Origin of the sequence: Agarivorans sp. QJM3NY_33 (assembly GCF_050870865.2) — a bacterium.
Lineage (GTDB): Bacteria > Pseudomonadota > Gammaproteobacteria > Enterobacterales > Celerinatantimonadaceae > Agarivorans.
Window position 1 is genome coordinate 4469425 of record NZ_CP194039.2, and the last position, 23285, is coordinate 4492709.

At 45.9% G+C, this 23285-nt stretch carries 27 protein-coding genes; 15 read left to right on the forward strand and 12 right to left on the reverse strand.

Features of this window, described 5'->3' with window-relative positions:
* Window positions 1-12: 12 nt before the first annotated feature.
* Window positions 13-1179 (reverse strand): cystathionine gamma-synthase, encoded by a 1167-nt coding sequence (metB, locus tag ACRRSY_RS20160; protein ID WP_432463884.1) that lies wholly within the window; start codon window positions 1177-1179, stop codon window positions 13-15.
* Window positions 1180-1332: 153 nt separating this feature from the next.
* Here metB and metJ point away from each other — a divergent pair, with 153 nt between their 5' ends.
* Window positions 1333-1632, forward strand: coding sequence for a met regulon transcriptional regulator MetJ (metJ, locus tag ACRRSY_RS20165; protein WP_432455783.1), 300 nt, complete (start codon window positions 1333-1335; stop codon window positions 1630-1632).
* Window positions 1633-1736: 104 nt separating this feature from the next.
* Here the strand turns inward: metJ and ACRRSY_RS20170 are convergent, their stop codons facing one another.
* The 4 genes from ACRRSY_RS20170 to rpmE form a co-directional block, all read right to left on the reverse strand.
* A complete protein-coding gene (locus ACRRSY_RS20170; protein WP_432463885.1) occupies window positions 1737-2102 on the reverse strand; it encodes a PEP-CTERM sorting domain-containing protein in 366 nt (121 codons plus the stop codon).
* A gap of 12 nt (window positions 2103-2114) precedes the next feature.
* A complete protein-coding gene (locus ACRRSY_RS20175) occupies window positions 2115-3215 on the reverse strand; it encodes an ISAs1 family transposase (protein WP_432452595.1) in 1101 nt (366 codons plus the stop codon).
* Between the two features lie 44 nt (window positions 3216-3259).
* Window positions 3260-3619, reverse strand: a complete 360-nt coding sequence (locus ACRRSY_RS20180; protein ID WP_432463886.1) for a hypothetical protein — start codon at window positions 3617-3619, stop codon at window positions 3260-3262.
* Between the two features lie 941 nt (window positions 3620-4560).
* A complete protein-coding gene (gene rpmE, locus ACRRSY_RS20185; protein WP_432455781.1) occupies window positions 4561-4773 on the reverse strand; it encodes a 50S ribosomal protein L31 in 213 nt (70 codons plus the stop codon).
* Window positions 4774-4978: 205 nt separating this feature from the next.
* Here rpmE and priA point away from each other — a divergent pair, with 205 nt between their 5' ends.
* From priA to rraA, 9 genes are all read left to right on the forward strand, one after another.
* Window positions 4979-7216, forward strand: coding sequence for a primosomal protein N' (gene priA / locus ACRRSY_RS20190; protein WP_432463887.1), 2238 nt, complete (start codon window positions 4979-4981; stop codon window positions 7214-7216).
* A gap of 173 nt (window positions 7217-7389) precedes the next feature.
* Window positions 7390-9144: an arginine--tRNA ligase gene (argS, locus tag ACRRSY_RS20195; RefSeq protein ID WP_432463888.1), complete on the forward strand. Its 1755-nt coding sequence runs from the start codon at window positions 7390-7392 to the stop codon at window positions 9142-9144.
* A gap of 2 nt (window positions 9145-9146) precedes the next feature.
* Window positions 9147-9713 carry an SPOR domain-containing protein gene (locus tag ACRRSY_RS20200; protein ID WP_432463889.1) on the forward strand — a complete coding sequence of 189 codons (567 nt, stop codon included), beginning with the start codon at window positions 9147-9149 and terminating at the stop codon, window positions 9711-9713.
* Window positions 9714-10028: 315 nt separating this feature from the next.
* Window positions 10029-10331, forward strand: coding sequence for a PilZ domain-containing protein (locus tag ACRRSY_RS20205; RefSeq protein WP_432455777.1), 303 nt, complete (start codon window positions 10029-10031; stop codon window positions 10329-10331).
* 108 nt (window positions 10332-10439) lie between these two features.
* A complete protein-coding gene (locus ACRRSY_RS20210; protein WP_432455776.1) occupies window positions 10440-11108 on the forward strand; it encodes an AAA family ATPase in 669 nt (222 codons plus the stop codon).
* Window positions 11095-11418: a replication protein RepA gene (locus ACRRSY_RS20215; protein ID WP_432455775.1), complete on the forward strand. Its 324-nt coding sequence runs from the start codon at window positions 11095-11097 to the stop codon at window positions 11416-11418. The genes ACRRSY_RS20210 and ACRRSY_RS20215 overlap by 14 nt, the downstream gene beginning before the upstream one ends.
* 108 nt (window positions 11419-11526) lie before the next feature.
* Window positions 11527-12057, forward strand: coding sequence for an ATP-dependent protease subunit HslV (gene hslV / locus ACRRSY_RS20220; protein ID WP_432455774.1), 531 nt, complete (start codon window positions 11527-11529; stop codon window positions 12055-12057).
* 19 nt (window positions 12058-12076) lie between these two features.
* On the forward strand, window positions 12077-13408 hold the full coding sequence (gene hslU / locus ACRRSY_RS20225; protein ID WP_432455773.1) for an HslU--HslV peptidase ATPase subunit: 1332 nt from the start codon (window positions 12077-12079) through the stop codon (window positions 13406-13408).
* Window positions 13409-13581: 173 nt separating this feature from the next.
* On the forward strand, window positions 13582-14070 hold the full coding sequence (gene rraA, locus ACRRSY_RS20230; protein ID WP_432463890.1) for a ribonuclease E activity regulator RraA: 489 nt from the start codon (window positions 13582-13584) through the stop codon (window positions 14068-14070).
* 26 nt (window positions 14071-14096) lie between these two features.
* Here the strand turns inward: rraA and zapB are convergent, their stop codons facing one another.
* The gene (gene zapB / locus ACRRSY_RS20235) at window positions 14097-14303 is read right to left on the reverse strand and encodes a cell division protein ZapB (RefSeq protein WP_432455771.1); all 207 of its coding nucleotides are present in this window, start codon (window positions 14301-14303) and stop codon (window positions 14097-14099) included.
* A gap of 190 nt (window positions 14304-14493) precedes the next feature.
* On the opposite strand from zapB, the gene ACRRSY_RS20240 reads away from it, so the two are divergent.
* Entirely contained in the window at window positions 14494-14712 is a 219-nt protein-coding gene (locus ACRRSY_RS20240; protein ID WP_432463891.1) for a DUF1653 domain-containing protein, read from the forward strand.
* A gap of 1 nt (window position 14713) precedes the next feature.
* Here ACRRSY_RS20240 and cysE read toward each other — a convergent pair whose 3' ends face one another.
* The 3 genes from cysE to ACRRSY_RS20255 form a co-directional block, all read right to left on the reverse strand.
* Window positions 14714-15439 carry a serine O-acetyltransferase gene (gene cysE, locus ACRRSY_RS20245; RefSeq protein WP_439033359.1) on the reverse strand — a complete coding sequence of 242 codons (726 nt, stop codon included), beginning with the start codon at window positions 15437-15439 and terminating at the stop codon, window positions 14714-14716.
* Between the two features lie 91 nt (window positions 15440-15530).
* On the reverse strand, window positions 15531-16433 hold the full coding sequence (locus ACRRSY_RS20250; RefSeq protein WP_432455769.1) for a cation diffusion facilitator family transporter: 903 nt from the start codon (window positions 16431-16433) through the stop codon (window positions 15531-15533).
* 46 nt (window positions 16434-16479) lie between these two features.
* Window positions 16480-17007: a Spy/CpxP family protein refolding chaperone gene (locus ACRRSY_RS20255; protein ID WP_432455768.1), complete on the reverse strand. Its 528-nt coding sequence runs from the start codon at window positions 17005-17007 to the stop codon at window positions 16480-16482.
* A gap of 159 nt (window positions 17008-17166) precedes the next feature.
* Here ACRRSY_RS20255 and ACRRSY_RS20260 point away from each other — a divergent pair, with 159 nt between their 5' ends.
* Genes ACRRSY_RS20260 through ACRRSY_RS20275 form a run of 4 tightly spaced genes read left to right on the forward strand, consistent with a single transcriptional unit; the run spans window position 17167 to window position 19902 of the window.
* Window positions 17167-17853 (forward strand): response regulator, encoded by a 687-nt coding sequence (locus tag ACRRSY_RS20260; RefSeq protein ID WP_432460270.1) that lies wholly within the window; start codon window positions 17167-17169, stop codon window positions 17851-17853.
* Window positions 17854-17855: 2 nt separating this feature from the next.
* Window positions 17856-19193: an ATP-binding protein gene (locus tag ACRRSY_RS20265; protein ID WP_432463892.1), complete on the forward strand. Its 1338-nt coding sequence runs from the start codon at window positions 17856-17858 to the stop codon at window positions 19191-19193.
* 26 nt (window positions 19194-19219) lie between these two features.
* Window positions 19220-19684, forward strand: a complete 465-nt coding sequence (gene trmL, locus ACRRSY_RS20270) for a tRNA (uridine(34)/cytosine(34)/5-carboxymethylaminomethyluridine(34)-2'-O)-methyltransferase TrmL (RefSeq protein WP_432455765.1) — start codon at window positions 19220-19222, stop codon at window positions 19682-19684.
* Between the two features lie 23 nt (window positions 19685-19707).
* The gene (locus tag ACRRSY_RS20275; protein ID WP_439033333.1) at window positions 19708-19902 is read left to right on the forward strand and encodes a hypothetical protein; all 195 of its coding nucleotides are present in this window, start codon (window positions 19708-19710) and stop codon (window positions 19900-19902) included.
* Here ACRRSY_RS20275 and dinF read toward each other — a convergent pair.
* The 3 genes from dinF to ACRRSY_RS20290 all read right to left on the reverse strand — a co-directional run bounded on the left by dinF (window position 19861) and on the right by ACRRSY_RS20290 (window position 23266).
* On the reverse strand, window positions 19861-21204 hold the full coding sequence (gene dinF / locus ACRRSY_RS20280) for an MATE family efflux transporter DinF (protein ID WP_432463893.1): 1344 nt from the start codon (window positions 21202-21204) through the stop codon (window positions 19861-19863). The two genes, ACRRSY_RS20275 and dinF, sit on opposite strands and share 42 nt — an antisense overlap.
* Before the next feature lie 159 nt (window positions 21205-21363).
* A complete protein-coding gene (gene cyoE / locus ACRRSY_RS20285) occupies window positions 21364-22275 on the reverse strand; it encodes a heme o synthase (RefSeq protein ID WP_432455763.1) in 912 nt (303 codons plus the stop codon).
* Entirely contained in the window at window positions 22244-23266 is a 1023-nt protein-coding gene (locus ACRRSY_RS20290) for a COX15/CtaA family protein (RefSeq protein WP_432460274.1), read from the reverse strand. Before ACRRSY_RS20290 ends, cyoE begins: the two co-directional genes overlap by 32 nt.
* Window positions 23267-23285 lie beyond the last annotated feature (19 nt).

A 23285-nucleotide genomic window follows, 5' to 3' on the forward strand; every position in this document is an offset into this window, starting at 1 on the left:
CCTGTACACCTTTTAGCCAACCGAAAGATTGGCAAATGCCTGCTGTAAATCATTCACTAAATCTTCAGCTTCTTCTAAACCAACCGATACCCGTAACAATTGCGCCGATATTCCCGCTTCGGCCAATGCCTCAGACGACATTGCCGCGTGGGTCATAGTTGCAGGATGAGCGATTAAACTCTCTACTCCGCCCAAAGACTCAGCCAAAGAAAACAACTGTAAGCCTTTCAAAAATTTCACCATTTGAGTTTCATCTAACGCAACTTCAAAGCTTAACATAGCACCAAAGCCAGATTGTTGTTGTTGGGCTAACGCATGACCGGGGTGCTCTGCTAAGCCGGGATAATAAATCGCAGACACCAAAGGCTGCTGCTGCAGGCATTGAACAATAGTTTGAGCATTGTGTTGGTGAACATTCATCCGTGCTTTCAGAGTTCTTAAGCCCCGCAGAGTTAAATAGGAATCAAAGGCTGAGCCTGTTAAACCTAGACAATTCGCCCACCAGCTCAAGCTTTCTGCCAATAACTCAGTTTTTGCCACAACCATACCCGCCACCACATCAGAGTGACCATTAATATACTTAGTCGCCGAATGCACCACAATATCGGCCCCCAGTAAAATTGGATTCTGTAATACAGGCGACAAAAACGTATTATCCACAACTACCAAAGCCTCCACAGCATGCGCTTGTTGAGCTATTTTTTGAATATCCACAATCCGCAATAACGGGTTGCTGGGAGTTTCTAACCAAATTAACTTTGGTTGCTTGGCGAGGGCGGTTTGCAAGCTCTCGCTATCATTTTGATCGATAAACTCGACTTCAAAGGCCTGCTTCTTCGCCAAACTGTCAAACAGGCGATAACTTCCGCCATAACAATCGTGCGGTGCGATCAACAAATCGCCAGGCGCTAACAAAGCGGTCACTAAATGAACGGCCGACATGCCGGTATTGGTGATCACCGCCCCTGCACCATGCTCTAGGTTGGCAATCGCATCGGCTAATATTTGACGGGTTGGATTACCAGAGCGACTGTAGTCAAACTGCCGCTTTTGCTTAAAATCGGCGAAACTATAATTACTCGACAAATAAATTGGCGGAACCACCGCTCCGTGTTGGCTATCACTCTCAATACCACTGCGAACCGCAATGGTGGCGGCGTGAAGATCTTTTAATGACATGTGTTCACTGACTCCCTTTAATTATGCTGCCACTTTACCACTCCCCGTAAAGACGTCAACACTTCTAGACGTCTAAATGTCTTTGCTCTTGGATTGCTAAGTGGCTTTTCCCCCGTTACAATAGGGTTTCTTTGGTTTGGTGTGTATTCAAGTATGTCGACAGATTGGAATGGTGAGTGGATCAGCCCTTATGCTGAACACGGAAAAAAAAGCGAACAAGTAAAAAAAATAACGGTATCAATACCTTTAAAAGTATTGAAAATACTGACCGATGAGCGTACCCGTAGACAAATTAACAATCTACGACACGCCACCAACAGCGAGTTGCTCTGCGAAGCATTTTTACACGCTTACACTGGGCAACCCCTGCCCGATGATGCCGATCTACAAAAAGATAGACCCGACCCGGCCTTAGAAAAAGCCACCGAAGCTGAATTGGATAAAGAAGATTAAGATTTTGCAAAGCCGCTCATTGAGCGGCTTTTTTGTTAAATACTAGACAAACACTTTTGAATAAGCTCACTTATCTTGCAGGAACAACCGCCCACGGCAGAGAGTTAAGCTCTTGCTTGTACTTTATATGACTTTTTATTTCGTCTAAACATACATAAGCCAGCAATACCAAATGCCGCAAGAAATATCGTGGATGGCTCTGGAACAGATGAAACACTAATGTTATCGAAACTTTGACCGAGTCTGTTATTAAACAAGCCAACTTGTCCTTGGCTGTACAAACTGCTGGTTAAGGTAGTGACCAAAGTACCATTCACAAATGCTGAGTAGGTATCTCCGAACACATCGATTTTTAAATGAATATCACTTTTAGATGGGAATAATGCACCAGAATGCTTTAAAACTGGTGAATTGCCACCATTTACGAATTCGTGCCAGTAAACCCCGGTACCTCCACAGGGCGGGAGCATACTTTGATGGATTTATAACCCAAAGAAGACTCGTGCCCGATAATCGTCGCTCCATCCCGCTTTCTTCAACTTCACTTTGTGACTTGGCGCTCCACAATCGCATTGTTTGAGCATGTTCATCACAAAACGTCTAAATAGAGCTATGTTTTCCACCGCTCCGTCTAAAGTAATGCGAGAGTTATCCTCTTTAAAAACAACATCTAATACGTAATGCTGGCTGTTTTCAATTCGCCAATGCTGACGAATATAGTGGCCTAACAATTTGTGATTCGGTGACATTGAGCTTATGTAATACGAGGTATCTACAGTGCCTTTCCCATTTATCACGCGGTGGCGTTCCACTGCTATGATGCTTCTTACCGTTGGCCATTTCTTTGCTAACTCTTCGGGCAACTTGGCCTTTAGTTGAAAGACGTATCGCTCTTCGCTACGACCATGGTGTTTTTCTTTAATTTCAGTGACGACCTTCTCTTTACCAGCATCAAAGACGGCTTGAAACTGCTCAACAACAGCCGCTCTCAACTTTGGTTGGTTGTTTTTTACTTGAACGACAACATGAGCCTTCTTTTCTGCGATTTTCTCTAGTGTATCGCGCTGACAATGTAGAGCATCAACGGTGACAACACTGCCTTTTACGTTAATAACATCAAGCATTTGGCGCACAACGCTAATCTCGCCGTTCTTGTTCGCTGTCGGTTTCTGACTCAGAACGAGACCACGTTCAGTATCATAGGCTGTAACCAATTGTAATGCTGTTTTCTTGTTATTTCGGTACGAGCCACGCAGTACTTTTCCGTCAAATGCGATGATGGCTCTGTTTTGACTCGTTCGCTGCTCGTTAATCCACAGAGCTAATGCCTCAAGCAAAGACTCCGCGACAACAGAACGCAAAATGCGTGCAATCGTGTGTCGTCTTGGGATCCCGTGTTCAAATGGTCTATATTTCCTCAGCCAGCCCAACTTCTCTTCTCCATAATATTCAATGTCTTGCCAGCCTTCACATCCTGATGCGATAGCACTGATAACAAGGAAAATCACGTCAATAAGGTCATGCTTTTGATTGATGTCAGATCGAGTATCCTCGACGACTGATAAATGTTCAATTATGTTCAAAATAACTATGTAGCTTAGGGTTTAGAGGTATTAGATCATATCTGTTAACAAAGTGCGATCCCGCCCTGGGTACCTCCACCACCAAGACCTCCTGTGATTAAGGCTATTCCGTTAAAAAGCCCCCCATTGTATGAACTACGAAGAACTACACCGCCATCCCATACATCATTAATATCCAATTCAACAGAAAAATCCCTTAAATCTGTCGGTAACAAGCTAAATGCTTGATTCCCTGATGTAGACTGGTATGCACCACCTTTATCATTCCAGCTACCCTGTTCATTTCCCCATAAAGGAGATGCGGCAGAATCAAAATCATCTGTAAATATGACTGCCGCAATGCTTGACCCAGCAACCGACCAGATTAAAATAACCTTAACTACAAATTGAAAATATATTTTCATTGCAAAAATTCCTTTTAATTGTTTAATTCTAAATTACGACTGTTGACACTGCTATATAACGTCCCAACACAATCCTTCAAAAATTCAATATGGTTTTCTCCCTCTAAATAAAGAAACTATATCTACAGATTCATTCCGCTTAAACATTCTCAAAAAAACATAACCTATTGAATTTAAAGTGCATGTCAATAAGAACATTATAATAAGAAAGGTTATGTGAATTTAAAAACATAGAGGCGACTACTTTTACTCAATCACCTTAGATAGAAAGGACGTTGTTGCAGGGCAAACAGCTTCGTAATAACCCCTGAGCTACAAGGTCGTCTAGACAATGCAATTCAGTAATCCATTCGACATAACTACCAAGTTGCTTATTATTCACTTGCAACTACGGTTCTTAGCGAAAATGGAATTATGTTTTAAGTATAAGAATGATACTACTCTACACTGCCCCTGATTTTTCTCTCAGGATGCACGAGCACAGAAACAAGCTCTGAAATCTCTTCAACTATTCTCGATTACGGAATATATGGACAGTCAAGAATTACAAAGGAACGCCCTGAAAAAATATTCCAAATAACGCAGTGCTGTCAGGGAAGAGAGGTAAAGTGACCCTACAAGCAACTGATATTCCCGCACAGATCGGTACAACTTTTTACTACTGTTTCGAAATAAAAGTCTAAGAAAGAGAAATTGAACTGACAAAACTATACCTGCCCAAAAATGGTGGATGGCAACGACAAGCATTATAGATATAGCTATATGGCAAAACCCTAAAACTCAAAAAAGGTAAAGCGACTTTCTGAAAAACGATTTTAGCGAAAATAAATACAAATCTGCTATGAGCAAAATTGCTTTATGTCTCATTCGCATCATGACCAGACACAAAAAAAGCGCCTTTCGGCGCTTTTTCTTTACTGTAAAGCTTAAATAAGGCTGGCTTATTTTTTGCCCAATACAGCGAATTTTTTGTTGAAACGATCAACACGACCACCAGTATCAACGTTACGTTGCTTACCAGTGTAGAATGGGTGACATTTGTCACATACGTCTAGGAACATAGTACCAGTACGAGTCGATTTAGTTTCGATTACGTTACCGCAAGAACAAGTCGCAGTAAGTAGTTCGTAAGTTGGATGGATATCAGTTTTCATGGATTACCTCAATACTTGGGCCGCGTCGCCATTTGATCACCACGATTGGCACCAAACACCACACGAAAGCAACTCTATCAGAGCCTATAAATTTTAGGTGCCGGATCATATAGGATGGCTCCGCGCTTAGCAAGTATTCAAGGTCTATTCGCGGATAAAAAAACACCAGCGACTTCATTTGCCCCATGCATAGTCAAGCTTTAGAATGAGGCAGGTTTTTTCATGGATTCATAAATTTGTGTTAATTGTTCGTGTTGCTTTAGCAATTCCATTGCGTCGACTATTTGATTATCGAGTCTCCGATGACTCGGCAATACCAGTGATCGGTGCTCGGGTCAAAGTCCCCTTTGGTAAAGGTGAAAAAGTTGGCTTGGTGGTGGAGCATCCCGATGACAGTGACATCGATAGCGACAAATTAAAAACCATTAACCAAATTGTCGATCAACAGGCCTTACTTCCCGCGAGTCTATTTAAACTATTAAATTGGGCCAGCAGCTACTATCACCATAGTTTGGGTGACGTACTGAGCCAGGCCTTGCCCAGCCTGTTACGTAAAGGCGAACCCGCACAGGCCAAAGCGATTGTCGCCTGGCGCCTTAGTGAACAAGGCAAGCAAGCTAAGCTCGCAGAATTTAAGCGTGCTCCCAAGCAAGGTGTAGTCATTGGCGCGCTGCAACAACAAGCCGATTTTCAATTAAACGATGAACAAGCCAAACAACGAGACTTCTCGCGTTCTGCGCTCACCGCCTTACAGCAAAAAGGCTTGCTAGAAAAAGTCACAGCACGCGCAACCGTGCCAGATTGGACTCAACAACAGACCAACAAAAGCCAAGCCTTGCAGCTCAATCCTGAGCAAGCAATTGCGGTAGCGGCCATCAACCAAAGCCTATCGAGCTTTCAGGCCTTTCTCATTGAAGGTATTACCGGATCCGGTAAAACCGAAATCTATCTCAATGTAATTGCCGAAGTTCTCGCGAAGGGCCAGCAGGCTTTAGTTCTGGTTCCCGAAATTGGCCTCACGCCACAAACCTTGGCTCGTTTTGCCGAACGCTTCGAAGTTCCAGTTTATGCGATCCACTCGGGCCTGAATGATAGTGAAAGGCTTAGTGCTTGGCTCAAGGCGAAGCAAGGCGAAGCGGGCATCATCATTGGCACCCGATCGGCGGTGTTCACTCCGATGGCCAAGCCTGGCGTAATCATCATCGATGAAGAGCACGATAGCTCCTTTAAGCAACAAGACAGCTTTCGTTACCACGCCCGCGATTTAGCCATTGTACGCGCTCGATTAGAACAAATTCCTATCATCTTAGGCTCGGCCACACCTTCGTTAGAGAGCCTGCACAATGCCCTGAGCGGCCGTTATGTTCATCTACAACTCAAACAACGAGCAGGTAATGCAGTATTAGCCAAGCAACAATTGCTGGATATTCGCCATCAACCGCTCAACTCGGGGCTTTCTCCCGCCTTAGTGAAAGCAATGCGCATAGAGCTAAAGGCTGGTCGTCAGGTGATGCTGTTTTTAAATCGCCGAGGTTACGCGCCAGCCCTGCTCTGTCATGAGTGCGGGCACGTCTGTGAGTGTGAACGCTGCGAGTCATATTTTACCTACCATCAGCAGCCCCGTCACTTGGCCTGTCATCACTGTGGCAGCCAACAACCGGTGCCACATCAATGCCAACAGTGTGGTTCCACCAATCTGGTCACCACTGGCCTTGGTACCGAACAACTGCAAGAGGCCTTACTGGAGATCTTCCCAGAATATAAAGTGGCACGGATCGACCGAGACAGTACACGACGCAAAGGCAGCTTGGAGCAATTGTTGGAACAGATCCATAACAATCACTATCAAATTTTGCTGGGAACCCAAATGCTGGCCAAGGGACATCACTTCCCTAATGTAACCTTAGTTGCCCTACTCGATATCGACCATGCCTTGTTCTGTTCCGATTTTCGGGCCCCAGAACGCCTGGCCCAACTATATGTGCAGGTAGCTGGCCGAGCAGGGCGCGCCAACTTAGAAGGAAAAGTGATGTTGCAATCTCATCACCCTGAGCATGAACTGCTGCAAGACTTGATTAATAATGGTTACCAACACTTTGCGCGCTTTGCCCTTAATGAACGCAAAGACACCGAACTTCCCCCTTTTAGCTTTCAAGCGCTATTTCGCTTAGAAGCAGTGGATGGTCAGGCAGTGCATGACTTAAGCCAGCAGCTCTATCAACTAGCCCAGCCACTACAGCAGGCGAACAGCTGGGTTTTCCCTCCCTGCCCAGCGCCACAAGCACGTCGCGCAGGAAAATTTCGGATGCAACTATTAATTCAAGCGGAACAGCGCACCAGCCTACATCAACTTATCCATCGGCTGTTACCACAATTGGAGAACTTAAAACTCAGCCGTAAAGTTCGTTGGTCCTTAGATATAGACCCTTATGATATGCAGTAATCACACGCCTCTTTACGCAAAGCAGCAACATCAACAACCAAGCGCGTAGCGATTTGCTCCAATCAAATCAAATCACACCGAATTAGCCTAGATAAGAGATAGTTTTCAGCGGCAATTGTCGGTAAAATGCCCGCCTTGTACATTTTATTTACGCGAGATTGGTGTCAACCTACATGAAAGAGCTTATTCAACAACTTCTGGAACAAACGGTCATTGCCCTGAAACAACAACAGGTGCTCCCTGAAGGATTCGAACCTCGGATCCAAGTTGACCGAACCAAGGATAAAGCTCACGGCGACTTAGCGACCAACCTTGCCTTAATGGCCGCCAAACCCGCTGGGAAAAATCCTCGTGAACTGGCTCAGTTGATTGTCGATAATTTACCAAGTTCGACACTCATCGATAAAACCAGCATTGCCGGCCCAGGTTTCATTAATTTCTATCTTAATAATGATTGGCTGGTCTCTCAAATTGAAGCCATGTCGAGCTCTCCTTCGGCGAATGTAAAATTGGCAGAACAAGCACAAACCGTTGTGGTTGACTACTCTGCGCCAAACGTTGCGAAAGAAATGCACGTGGGCCACCTGCGTTCTACCATCATTGGTGATGCGGTGGTTCGCACCCTAGAGTTTTTAGGCCACAAGGTGGTTAGAGCCAATCACATCGGCGACTGGGGAACTCAATTTGGCATGTTAATCGCCAACTTGGAAGAAGTTGAAAAACGCGGTACTGACGCAGGCGATATTGAATTAGCCGATTTAGAAGTGTTCTATCGTGAATCTAAAGCGCGTTACGACAGCGATGAAGCTTTTGCCAAGCGCGCGCGCAACTACGTGGTAAAACTGCAAAGTGGCGATGAATACTGTAATACCATGTGGCGCAAATTGGTCGACATCACCTTGAATCATAACCAATCTGTTTACGACCGTTTAAATGTATCGCTAACTAAAAACGACGTGATGGGCGAAAGCATGTATAACCCCATGCTGCATGATGTGGTTCGCGACTTAAAGCAACAAGGTTTAGCAGTTGAAGACAACGGGGCAACCGTGGTTTACCTCGACGAATACAAAAATAAAGATGGCGACCCAATGGGCGTGATCATTCAGAAAAAAGATGGTGGTTTTTTGTACACCACCACCGATATAGCCTGTGCTAAATACCGTTACCAAGACTTAAATGCCGACCGAGTTTTATATTTTATCGACTCCCGTCAGCATCAACATCTAATGCAAGCCTGGAACATTGTGCGCAAAGCTGGTTATGTGCCAGAGTCGGTGCCACTAGAACATCACGCCTTTGGCATGATGCTAGGCAAAGATGGCCGCCCCTTCAAAACCCGCAGTGGCGGTACCGTGAAGCTGGTCGATTTACTAGAAGAAGCGGAACAGCGAGCACAAGTTATTGTGGCTGAAAAGTCTCGAGATCTGGATGCGGAGCAACAACTAGAGGCCGCCAAAGCAATCGCGATGGGCGCGGTGAAATACGCCGATTTATCGAAGAACCGTACCACCGACTACATCTTCGATTGGGAAAACATGTTGGCCTTCAACGGCAATACCGCACCGTACTTGCAATATGCTTATACTCGGATCCAATCTATTCTTCGTCGCTCAGCAATCGACCTCGACAGCCTTGAGCAAAACATTATATTGGCTGAAGACGCCGAAATCGCTCTCGCACAAAAATTAATTCAGTTTAGCGATGCGGTCAACAATGTAGCCGATAAAGGTATGCCACACATGATGTGTAATTACCTCTACGAGCTCGCGGGTGCATTTATGACTTTCTATGAAGCTTGCCCAATCCTTAAGGACGATGTTGAAAGCGAGGTGAAACATAGTCGTCTGCGCTTAGCAGCTTTAACAGCGAAAGTGTTAGATCAAGGTCTTTCATTATTAGGGATCGAGACTTTGGATCGGATGTAAACATGGCGAAGGACTATGTAGGGCGCAGCAAGCCCAAGAAAAAACCCGCGGCTAGATCTAGCCGCGCGGTCAGTCATCAAAAACGCTTCCCCTTCGCCTTAGCTCTCGCGGTGATCGCAGCGATCGTGGGTTTCTCGGTATTGCTATTTAATATTAAAGGTAGCGCGCCCACACCAGCTCCCGAGCTCAGCGAGTTGGTAAACCCACAGCCCATCGCAAAGCCAAAGGCCAAAGCAAGTCTGCCAGAGCCACCAAAAGAGCGGAGCTATGTTAAAGAGCTAGAACACAAGCAAGTAGAAGTTGAGCCGGCCGCCAAACCAAACCAGCCGGCCATCCCTTACCAAATGCAGTGTGCTTCTTTCCGTAGCCGAGACCGCGCCGAAGAGAGTAAAGCCTTAATTGCCTTTGCAGGCCTGGAAAGTCAAATTAAGCGCACCGAAGGGGAAAATGGCGCCTGGTATCGCGTGGTGTTAGGCCCCTATCCCACCAAGCGAGATGCTGAACGAGATCGGCATATATTACAACGCGCCAAAATCAATGGTTGCCAAATTTGGCATTGGAGCTTTTAAGTAGGGAGCTTTTAAGACATCCAAACTATATACAAGCCAACAGAGATGTTGGCTTTGATTGATACTAAAGCATATATGAATAAAGACGCCCTTATCCACCAACAGCCATAACCTTTAACCATAACGTAAAATCTTGTATAAAGGCCTTAAAGTAGCTAATTATTCAATTACTGCCTGTGCTAAGCGCTTAAAAATATTACTTATTTGACTTATATCCCAACTATGTTATAAAAATGTAGCTATTCTAATAAATCAGTTTTGACTAAAAACGGCAAAATAAGACCAAGACCGTGACTCAAATAGGAACGCGATACTATGAACAACACGGAACTACAGCAACTTGAGCGACGAGGCTCAATGCGACTCGATTTGGAAAACGAACCGGTGCAGCTCATTTTGACCAATAACGAAGACGATGAAGCAGTGATTGAAGCCACTTGTATCGACATCTCTCGCCGTGGCATGTTGATTGTTCATGATAAAGATTTAGCGATTGGCACCAAACTTAAAGTTAAATTTACTGCGAAACATTCCGCTGAAGCGGAAATGAAAGTAAAAGTAGCGCGTTGTCATCGTAAGAACTTCTCTAGCTATAATATGTTTTTGTTAATACTGTAAAATTCTCGTCCAGATAAGCAAACATGTCAGTTTGTCTTATACTTAATAAACTTGTACCACAAAGCCAGTAATTATAATTGGTCGCAAGTTGCAGAAGAGGGATGAACCATGTTGATACTTGTTGGTGGGGAAAAGGGTGGTAGTGGTAAAAGTTGCTTAGCACAAAATATTGCCGTTCACCTGAAAACCGAATTTGACGCAAATATCTTAATGGTTGATTGCGACCCGCAGCGCACTACCTCCGATTGGATCCAAGCCCGCAACGAAGATGAATCCCTACCAGGGATTAACTGTATTCAACTCTACGGAAAAATCCGCAAGGACTTACTCAGCCTAGAAAATGGCTACGATTTTGTGATTGTGGACTGTGGTGGTCAAGACAACTTAGCCATGCGTGCAGCAATGTCAGTCGCAAAATATGTATTAATTCCACTACGACCCAAACGCCGTGACCTTAAAACGCTTCCGCATATGGAAGACATGCTCAGTACCTGTAAAATGGTCAACCCTAAAATGGTCGCTAGTTTTGTAATCACCCAATGCCCATCTCTGCCCAACCAAGCAAATCGGATCCTCGACGCCAAAGAAGTTTGTCGCTCCTTCGGCTTACATGTGCTCGACTCCGTGACCTTCGCTCGCAATCTCTACGATGATAGTGAAGAAAGTGGCCGTTCGGTGTTAGAGATAGAGCCCGAAGGTAAAGCTGCCAATGAGATCAAAGCGATAGTGACTGAATTACTCGCCATCCAGCAAGAAGACTCCCATGAGTTTAACTGATTTAAAAAAGCAACCGCATCGCCGCCGCCAAGCCAAAAAAATAAGCGTCGAACAATTCATTGATGATGCCGAAAACTATGCGCTAGGAAAACCGAGCCTCAATCCAAAAAAAGCTCCCGCCGACAAGCCTAGCAGCACCTTTCGGCACTGTACTTTCACCTTTGATGCCTCCGCAATAAACCAGTTACAATACGCTTCTCAGCAGCATCAACTGGCAAAATCCAAATTATTACGGGTACTATTGAGCCACTTCGCATCACTCAACGATGAACAACAGCAACAGTTGTTGAAATTATTTAATCACAACTAAAGCACCACAGTTTTTGGCTTATACCTTGAAAAATTATCGACGCCCCCCCACTTCATTGAGATAGCCAAGTTAACTCTTATGGTTAGCTGTATAAACTGAGGAAATATCGTGACTACTATCGTCTCCGTACGCCGCAACGGCAAAGTGATCATTGCTGGCGATGGCCAAGTTTCCCTTGGCAATACCGTGATGAAAGGCAACGCAAAGAAGGTTCGCCGCCTTTATCACGGTCAAGTGTTGGCCGGATTTGCTGGCGGCACTGCCGATGCATTTACCCTATTTGAACGTTTCGAAGCAAAACTAGAAATGCATCAAGGTCACCTTACCAAGGCAGCTGTAGAGCTGGCCAAAGATTGGCGAACCGATCGCATGCTACGTAAACTAGAAGCCCTACTGGCAGTCGCAGACAGCGAAGCATCATTAATCATTACTGGTAACGGTGACGTGGTTCAACCTGAGCACGACTTAATCGCCATCGGTTCAGGAGGGCCTTTTGCTCAGTCTGCGGCTCTCGCCCTATTACAAAACACCGATTTAGGCGCACGTGAAATTGCTGAAAAAAGCCTGAGCATTGCCGGTGACATTTGTGTGTTTACCAACCAGTACCATACTATTGAAGAATTAGACGCGAAAGCTTAAAGCTTTGCAGGAAAAAATTATGTCTGAAATGACCCCCAGAGAAATTGTCTCCGAATTAGATAACCACATCATCGGCCAATCTGAAGCCAAACGCGCAGTGGCAATTGCCTTACGCAACCGCTGGCGCAGAATGCAACTCAATGATGAATTGCGCCATGAAGTTACGCCTAAAAATATCTTAATGATAGGCCCAACAGGCGTCGGTAAAACCGAAATTGCACGGCGCTTGGCGAAACTAGCGCACGCCCCATTCATTAAAGTAGAAGCTACAAAATTCACCGAGGTCGGTTATGTTGGAAAAGAGGTTGAGACGATTATTCGCGATCTCGCCGATGTTGCCTTCAAAATGACCCGCGAGCAAGAAACCGAAAAATTTCGTTTTCGAGCCGAAGACCAAGCAGAAGATCGGATCCTCGATGCTCTACTGCCCCCTGCAAAAGACAGCTTTGGTCATGATGAGAAGAAAGAAGACAACTCGACTCGCCAGGCTTTTCGTAAAAAACTGCGTGAAGGCCAACTTGACGACAAAGAAATTGAAATTGATGTGGCTCAGCCACAGATAGGTGTCGAAATCATGGCCCCTCCGGGCATGGAAGAGATGACCAATCAATTACAAGGTATGTTTCAAAACCTATCTGGCAGCAAAGATAGCAAGAAACGTAAACTCAAAATTAAAGAAGCTTTCAAATTATTGGTGGAAGAAGAAGCCGCTAAAATGGTCAACCCAGAAGAGCTCAAAGAAAAAGCCCTGTACGCGGTTGAAAACCAAGGCATCGTATTCTTAGATGAAATCGATAAAATTTGTAAACGCGGCGATGTTTCAGGCCCAGATGTAAGCCGAGAAGGTGTGCAACGCGACTTGCTACCACTGGTTGAAGGCTCAACGGTAAGCACCAAACATGGCATGGTAAAAACCGACCACATCCTGTTTATTGCATCGGGCGCTTTTCAGGTCGCGAAACCTTCCGATCTGATCCCTGAATTACAAGGGCGTTTGCCGATCCGTGTTAGTCTGAATGCACTCAGTGCAGATGATTTTGAGCGGATCCTCACCGAACCTAATGCTTCATTAACCGAACAATACAAGGCGCTAATGGCCACCGAAGGCCTAGACGTTGAGTTCACCAAAGAAGGGATTCGTCGGATTGCCGATGCGGCATGGCAAGTGAATGAACGCACCGAGAATATTGGCGCTCGTCGGCTACACACGGTGATGGAAAAATTAATGGAAGAATTAAGCTTTGTGGCCTCTGATAATTCAGGTCAGAAAGAGATCATCGACGCCGATTACGTCAATAAATCTTTAGACGAATTAGTCGCCGACGAAGATTTAAGTCGTTTTATTCTATAAATACCTCGCAGAGTTATCAATTTGATGACTCTGCTAATCCCCTTTAAGCCCCGTAATGCGGTCTGCAGCCGGGTTATTTTGCTTTTCTAGCTTAGTTATTATTTCTTAATTGAAAACCGCGACTTAGTGTTTATACTGGTAGCGATAACTCGGGCCAATTTAGGATCCAGACCATGGAATATAATACCTCTGAACTTTGTGACCTATACGCAGATACGGTTGATGTCGTCGAACCCATGTTTGCCAGTTATGGTGGCAGAAACTCTTTTGGGGGAGAAATTACCACCATCAAATGTTTTGAAAATTCGGGCTTAATTGCTCAGGTCGTTCAGGAGCCTGGCACCGGTAGGGTATTATTGATAGACGGCGGCGGCTCATTGCGACGCGCCTTGCTCGATGTAACCATCGCCGAAGCTGCAGCCGAAAATGAATGGGATGGCATTATTGTTTACGGTTGTGTTCGAGATGTGGACGCGCTTGAAGATTTAGATATAGGGATCCAGGCACTGGCTTCCATTCCTGTTGGTGCTGACGCCGAAGACGAAACTGGTGATGTGAATATTCCGGTCAATTTTGGTAGCGTCACTTTTTTACCGGAAGATCATATTTATGCCGACACCACTGGCGTGATTTTATCGCCTGAACCACTCGATATCGAATAAGGTCCAAGCGAATTTAAGCTTACAGCTTACTCGGCTTGAACGTCTTCGATACGCCCTAACAAGGCAGTAAGGCGTTCTTGCCAAGCTTGTTGTTCTTGTAACAGATGACTATTCTCATCACTCAGCTTACTATTTTGTTCTTTGAGTTCTTCAATTTCCATACGTAGTAATTCAATACTATCGACTGCAATTTGAACCTTTGCTTCTAATTTTTCCAATACGTCAAAAGACATCAACCTACTCCCGTTAATCTGTTGTTAACCTCACTCTAGATATTCTATCTAAAGTCAGTCCTCATGGATAAATGAACCCTAATCGTGTTCACATATTGATAAAGACTTACTTTAAAGCAGCATACTCTTGTCATCTATGCCCAACAAGGGTAGAACTCTATTTACCTAACTAGTTGTCGAATTTATAAACATGAAATTAAAGAAAGGTCGATACCGACATTACAAAGGTCCGGAATACCAAGTGATCGATACCGTGACCCATTCGGAAACCGAAGAACAGTTGGTACTTTACCGACCTTTATACGGAGAAGGTAAACTGTGGGTTCGGCCCTATCATATGTTTGTTGAAGAGGTCGTTGTGGACGGCAAAACAATGCCGCGCTTCGCTTATATCGCCGCCACCGACTAAATTAGATATTTTGCCCCATATCAATGGCTGGCATCTCACAACCGGGTCTGCCCACCACCTTTGCTGGTACGCCAGCAACCGTGGTGTGCGCTGGCACATCCTCGAGAACGACACTACCCGCCCCCACTTTTGCGCCGCGTCCCACTTCAATATTGCCAAGGATCTTTGCACCCGCACCAATCAATACCCCTTGACGAACTTTTGGATGTCGATCGCCTCGGTCTTTCCCGGTTCCCCCTAAAGTCACCGATTGTAAGATTGATACATCATCTTCAATCACTGCGGTTTCACCCACCACGATGCCAGTGGCATGGTCAAACATGATCCCTTTACCGATGGTGGCCGCCGGATGAACATCCACAGCAAACACCGCCGAGATTTGGTTTTGCATATAACGCGCTAGTGCCAAGCGTCCACGATGCCACAACCAATTTGCCACACGGTAGCCCTGTAAGGCATGGAAACCTTTCAGATATAACAAGGGGATCGCGTAGTATTTTACTGCCGGGTCACGATCTTTCACTGCCACAATGTCAGCCGCCACTGCTTCCAAAATATTTGGATCAGCCAATAAAGCTTCTTCAATAAATTCACGCAACAAAATCGCCTGTACCGTTGAGCTATCCAACTTACTTGCTAATTGGAAGCTCAAGGCCGAGGCCAGCGTATGGTGATTCAAAATCGTCGAATAGAAGAAGCTGGATAACATCGGCTCATCTTCAGCCATTCGGTGCGCTTCATCACGAATTTGCAACCAAACGGTTTCGGCTAACGTTTGTTTAATTTGATAGTCCCTTAGCTTTGCCACTTACTTCACCTTACAAAAACTGTTGTTTCTTTTCTTCTGGCACCACCGACTGGGGATCCTGATGGATCAAGATATCGGCTTCTGGCCACTGCGCTAACAATGCCGCCTCTACCTTATCGGCAATATCATGAGCTTGGTAAAGGGTGAGTTTATCATCTAGTTCCAGATGGAGTTGAATAAATTTAGTCTGACCCGACTGGCGAGTTCTAACATCATGTACTCCCAACACGCCAGCAAGCTTCAAAGCAATTTGATAAACCTGAACTTGGAAAGCCCGAGGAAGCTCTCTATCCAATAAATTTTGTACCGCATCTTTACCAATTCCAAAAGCACCATAGCAAATATATAGGGCGATCAACACTGCAAACAATCCATCGGCCCAATACCATCCATATTGACTAAGAAATAAGGCCACAAGCACTGCCACATTCATAAAAACATCCATCGCGTAATGCATCGAATCGGCTTTAATTAAACTGTTGTTAGTTTTCTTAACGACATATTTTTGGAAAAGTACTAAGGCAATTGTAATCAAAGTAGAAACGATCATGACCCAAATACCTAACTGACTGTGCTGTAAAGCTTGCGGGCGCATTAACTCGGTCGTACCGCTATATAGCAACATGAAAGCCGAACCCACAATGAAGGCAGCTTGCACGATACTCGCGAGATGTTCAGCCTTTCCATGACCAAAACGGTGCTCTTTATCGGGGGGTTGTAGTGCATAACGCACCGCCAATAAATTAACCAAGGACATGCCAATGTCCATGAGTGAATCAATCAACGACGCCAAAATACTAATTGCGCCAGTATATAAATAGGCACCACTTTTTATCAGTAATAAAAACAAAGCTACACAGCTTGCAAGCTGTGTAGCGCGGGTCACTAAACGCTGGTAATTTTGTTTTTCCACTTTACAAATTCACGGGAAAGTTTTGTAAAGTATAGAAGCTGCTCCCTTAAGTGCTAGCTTTAGCGTTTTTGTGTTGCTTTTCACCTTGTTGGTAATTTTGGTGTTTACCATCTTTTTTCATTTGCCCGCGTTTTTCCATACGCTGTTCTGTTAACTGCTGGAACTTCTGTTGTTGTTCCGGAGTCAGTATTTGGTATATCGCATTCTGCGAACGCATCATATGTAAAGCGCGTTGTTGATGCTTCTCTTGCTCTTTTTTAAGTAAGTTTTTGGCTGCGTTTTCATCAAAAGTAGCCGAAGTCACAATCGCCATATGTTGCTGATGCATCATGTTACGCTGAGCTCGCTCACCATCTCGCTGCTTTGTCTCGCCGCTTGGCTTATTGGCCTGCATAATTTCTTTAACTTGTGCTTTCTGCGCAGCAGTTAAATCAAGTTCGCGCATTAAATGCATTCGCGGATGGCCATCTCTATCACGCATACCTTCACCATCGTGTCGATTGCCATTGGCAGCAAAAGCAGCAGGGGCAAGAATCAGGGTTCCAAGTAAGGTAGTCACAAGTAGCTTTTTCATTTTTAAATCCTCGTATGTTTCAGACATTTTCAGTATATAGCGGCCAATGCAAACTAATGGCAAGGAAGTGTAAAGCTATGTAAATGAGCCTATGATAGATCCGCAAAGCCAAGGAATTTTTGTACACTTTAGCTATCAATGATCACCTAGGAATCAACTGTGAAGCTGCTTTTAATTGATGACGACAAAGAACTCACCGAATTACTCGGCGAATTATTGGCCTTAGAAGGATTTGACTGTGAAGTATGCAACGATGGTCTGAGCGGCTTAAAGCAACTGCAACAAACAAGTTATGATTTAGTACTACTAGATGTGATGATGCCTGGGAAAAATGGCTTCGAAGTCTTAAAAGAGCTTCGCAAAGACAGCCAACAGCCGGTATTAATGCTCACCGCTAAAGGCGATGAAATTGACCGAGTCCTTGGCTTAGAGCTTGGCGCCGACGACTACCTAGCCAAGCCATTTAGTGAACGGGAATTATTAGCAAGGATCCGAGCCATCTTGCGCCGCACCCAAAACGCACCCAGCTCTGAAGCACATGGCGATTTAATTTGCCATCAAGACTTAACACTGTCGGTCGCCAAACAACAGGCGCATTGTGAAGATGTTGAACTGGACCTCACCAGCACTGAATTACTGTTGTTGCAGCAACTGCTGGAGCATCCAGGTCAATTATTAGATAAGAATAAGCTGAATCAAACCGTATTAGGTAAACGGCTGCAGGCCTTCGACCGCAGCTTAGATATGCACATCAGCAATCTAAGAAAAAAAATCCCACCAAGAAAAGACCAACTCCCAAGAATAAAAACCGTGCGTGGTAAAGGTTACATGTGGTTGGAGTGGTAAACATGAAACGACTACTCAATAATCTATTTGTCAAAATATTCGTTTCCTTCTGGTTAATTTTGCTGATAACCGCCTTTGTGGCATTTAACATGTCACGACTAGTAAGCACCGATAACGTTGCGGCGCCGGAATGGGCACTGAAAAACTTACAAGACTTCGAACAGCGGATCCAAAACAACCCGAACAAAGCCTTCAATCAACGCCCCGCGCCGCATAGTAGCGGACGTTTTACCATGCCTTTTCTGGTCGATGAACAAGGCTTGGTGGTTAATCATCCGCAAGTGGACCGCGCCATACGCCGCTTTATTGCCAATCACGACCAGGTCAACAATCCACGGATTATGCTCGACCATGAGCGGGTGTTCATTGGTCCAAGGGCAATCACCTTGGATGACAAAACCTACTTGCTTTACCTCGAGCGCCGCCGAAGCCCAGAGCTCATGAACAACCTGCTCCCGTTACGCGGCTCTTCCCCCTGGGTTCTCGCGGGAGTTGCCATCCTGCTAAGTCTGGCACTGTGTTTCTTGCTGACCCGACATATTGTGAGTCCCCTCAAACGGCTACAGAGCGCTGCCAACAAGCTGTCACGGGGGCAATTAGACACCCAGCTGCCAGAAATTAATCGCGGTGACGAAATTGGTCAGCTCTCGGAAAGTTTACAACGCATGGTCGACACGCTGAATCAGGCGATTAGCAACCAACAACGTTTATTAAGTGATATATCTCACGAGCTGCGTTCACCACTCACCCGTCTCAATATGGCGCTGGCTTTACACAAAAAACGCCAAAGCAGTAGTGCCGAAGTAGAACGCATCGAACGTGAATCACAGCGTTTGGCCGAGATGATTAACGCCTTATTATCCCTATCAAGAATGCAAGTAAACGCGCAACGACAGCAAGCTCAGCTCGATGAACTCATGATTGATTTAGTCGATGATTGCAACTTCGAAGCGGAACAACTGAGTAAGAAATTTAAGGCGACATATCCTGAACATTTAAGTTTGCTTTGTTACCCGCAATTACTCAGCTCCGCCTTAGAAAACATCTGCCGCAATGCGTTAAAATACGCCGAACAGCAAGTTACGCTTGAGGCCAACATCGAGCAACAGTACTTAGTCATTGTCATCCGGGATGATGGTCCGGGGATTGACGAGAGTGAATTAGACAATATTTTCCGCCCCTTCTATCGCTGTGGCGAAGCACGCGATCGAGATAGTGGTGGTGTTGGCCTCGGCTTAGCGATTGCCGAATCGGCGATTCGCCAGCATGGTGGCAGTATTAGTGCGCATAATCATTCCGGTAAAGGGCTGGAAGTTAGCCTACGCTTGCCACTACAATAGCGCTTTTGCAACGACTGGGACCGACCATGATTAATATTGTGCTATTTGAACCCGAAATTCCGCAAAACACTGGCGCAATTATCCGTTTAGCGGCCAATAGTGGCTGCAGTTTGCATCTAATCGAGCCCTTGGGTTTCGCCTGGGACGACAAAAAAGTAAAACGCGCAGGGTTGGATTATCACGAATTTGCCGAAGTGAAACGCCATGCCAACTATCAGGCTTTTCTAGAGAGCGAACAACCAGCACGCTTGTTGGCTTGCACCACCAAAGGCAGCGGGTTTCATAGCGACTTTCAATTTGCCGAGAATGACTATCTGATGTTTGGCCCAGAAACGCGGGGCTTGCCCGATGCGATTTTAAGCCAAATTGACAGCACTTATCGATTACGGATCCCGATGTTAGCCAATAGCCGTAGTATGAATTTGTCGAATGCGGTTTCGGTATTTGCCTACGAGGCTTGGCGTCAGTTGGGATATCACAACGCGGTTTAGCAAACCAACCCTGCGAAATGAAAATGAGTAAACAACAGCAATCAACCAGAGAGTGGTTTATTGCTGTTGTATTCCCTCAGCAACAGTGCTGCAAAATCCTCGTCTTGCTCACTCATCAATTGATGGCTGGATTAACATTGACCGGTCAAATCCCGTTGTCGCTAGGTCCCGAAGATTCATCCCACTGGCGTGGCTTTAAACCACCAATGTCGATTTAAGGCCAGTCGATAAGTGTAGGCTAAACTTAAGCCCCGGGCAGCCATAAAGCTGCACATGGCGAGCCACAAAGCATGGTTCCCCCAATCTTGGCTCAACCACCATACTGGGAAAAATACCCCAACACTGGCCAACAACATAGAATTACGCATCATTTTGCCTTCCGCTGTCGCAATAAAGATGCCATCAAAAATAAAGCACCATACCGCGGCCACAGGCAGCACGAACATCCAAGCCAAGTATTGATTAGCGGTCGCTCTAATCTCGCTAATATCGGTGAGAAGATTGATTAAGCTGGGACCAAATAAATAGAAACCAAGACTAAACAACAAGGCGAATATTGCGGCTAACAGTAAACAATCGTTTATCACCCCAACAAACTGGGCTCTATCTTGAGCTCCCTTGGCTTTCCCCGCTAAGGCTTCCACCGCATAGGCGACTCCATCGAGAGCAAAAGAGACAAACATCAGAAAATTGAGCAGTACCGCGTTGGCGGCCACAATATTTTCACCCAGCTGGCTGCCTTGAAACGTCATAAAAGCAAAACAGAGCTGCAAACTTAAAGAGCGAAAGAAAATATCCAGATTAAGACGCAGTAAACGGCTAAATTGATCGAAGGCTAAGCCCCTGAGTGCCGTAGCAATGTCGGTCATACTCAGCCCCAAGCGGGTTAAGGATTGACGGCACAAATATAAGCCCAGAGCAAGACTAAGGTAGTCGGCAATGACAGTGGCTAAGGCGGCGCCCTGCACCTTCATATCCAAGCCCAAGACCAGCCAAAGGTCTAAGCCAATGTTCAATGAATTCCCGACGATGAGTAATACCATTGGAGCACGGGCATTTTGTAAGCCCAGTAAACAACCTAACAACACCAAATTTAGCAGTGCCGCTGGGGCGCCCCAGATCCGTGTTGAAAAATAGTCGGCGGCGTAGTGCAAACTAAGTTCCCCACCACCAGCCAAACTCAAGCCTAGCGACAAAATTGGCTGCTGAAACAACACTAATAAACAGCCGAGTAACACAGCCAGTAAGACCGAACTCAACGCGACCTTCAGCAACGCGGTCATATCAGCCAAACCCACTGCCTGAGCAACCAGCCCGGTGGTCGACATTCGCAAAAAGCCACATAGCCAATATACGAGGCTGATCATCATTGAACCCAGCGCAACCCCAGCCAGATAATGCGCTTGGTCTAAATGACCAATTACAGCGGTATCCACCAAGCCTAACAAAGGAATAGTAATGTTCGATAAAATCATTGGTAAAGCGATGGCGGCGATCGCCTTAAGTCGGACAGATCTCATGACTACTTAGCGTTAATAAACCAAAATTCAGTGTAAAAGTTACCCCGCAGTGGAGCAACTTTTAAAGCCGAATCAAGACAAATAAGCAATCACTCACCCAATCGTCCTAACACTCAACCAAGATAAATCAAGGCTGGCAGCCTTTGACTTTAGCCCAGACTATAACAAGGAAAATAGCCAATGATCCGCGAGCAGGGCCAAAAACAACAACATCAGATACACGATGGAAAAACCGAATAGGCGCATCGCGTCGGTGTGGTTATCGCCGCCATATAAACGCCAAGCGAGTTGAATAAAGCGCAGGTTCAACAGACAACTGAAGGCCAAATACAGGCTGCCGCTCATGCCGACCAAAAATGGTAACCAAGCCACTGCAAACAGCAATACGCTGTACATCAAGATCAACAATTTGGTAAACGCCACCCCATGGGTCACCGGCAACATCGGAATATTCACCTTGGCATATTCTTTACGCCGAGCGATGGCAAGGGCCCAGAAATGTGGCGGTGTCCAAGTAAAGATCAACATCACCAACAATAAAGGCTCAGCCGAAATACTATTATTAACCGCCGTCCAGCCGAGTAAAGGTGGCATCGCTCCTGCTAAGCCACCAATCACGATATTTTGGGGAGTGGCACGCTTTAACCACAAGGTATAAACCACTGCATAACCCACCAAACTGGCGGCCGTTAACCAAGCGGTCAAGGGATTAACCCCAAAGTACAACAGCACAAAACCCAATACCGACAGAGCCGAAGCCCATAGTAGCGCCAAATAATTGGATACTGCGCCAGTGGGCAGCGGACGTCCCTGAGTCCGCCCCATTTTGGCGTCGGCTTCACTATCGATGTAGTGATTAAAAGCCGCCGCGCCTGCCGCCATTAAACCGATCCCAAGATTCCCCAGCAATAAGGCCTGCCAAGGCGGTAAACCAGAAGTCGCTAAACAGGCTCCGACCACCGCCGTTAATACAATCAGCGCCACCACCTTGGGTTTGGTCAGCTTATACAGCGCTCGCCAATTAATATTGATTAAGGGTTTAGACCAGCTTAGGGTATTCAACTTCGCCATAAAGCCTCTCCTTCTCGCGCGGCGCAGTCACGCCGCCCTTTTGATAACACGCCAATAGCAGACTCAGCGCACTCAATAACAACAACGCGGCCACTAAGTTGTGTGCCACCGCCACCAACAAGGGTAGCTGCCACCAAACATTGGCCAGCCCCAACCCCAACTGAGTGAATAATACCAACAGTAAACGCGAGGCGCGGCGACGCTCTAGCGCGCTGCTCGGGCGTAGCAAATAACTCATGGCAAGCAGCAACCAATATAAGGCGGTAACGCCAGCCCATATTCGGTGACTTACATGCACTGTGACCCGCTCGGGATGACTCAATACACCAAATTCATAATTGCCGGTAGGGGAATGAGGCAGGGGATCGAAGGCCTTTAACTGATAAAGCTGCTGCCAGTCTTCATGACACAGCGGAAAGCCCTGACAAGAAATAGCGGCATAATTGGCCGAAGTCCAGCCACCAAGGGCCAGTTGCAGCACCAATATTGCCAAGCCCAAAACCAGCGGCCAGATCCGCGATCGCGATTTAGCAGGCGGATATTTAACCCGGTTATACCAGCAAAACAATAGTGCTAACACCGAGAAGCCCCCCAGCAAATGACCCATTACGATTAAGGGCATTAAGCCCTTGGTAACGGTGAGCATCCCCAAAATAGCTTGAAAACCAATCAACAAGCAAACCAACAAAGCGATGCCCCGCTGTTGTTTGCGCCAGCAAGCGCAGCCCGCTAAAGCCAGCACTAATAAACCCAGCGCACCGGCAAAATAACGATGGATCATTTCATGCCAAGCTTTCTGTCTTTCTAAGGGACGCTCGGGGAAATGGACCGCTGCATGCTGTAATTGTGCTTCAGTTTGCGGCACCGCAAAATGCCCGTAGCAACCAGGCCAATCCGGGCAACCCAAACCCGCATCGGTGAGACGGGTAAAAGCGCCAAGACCAATCACCACTAGGGCCAATAACATTGCAGCCATTAATCCTTTTTGCATTGTCATCCTCCTCTGCTCA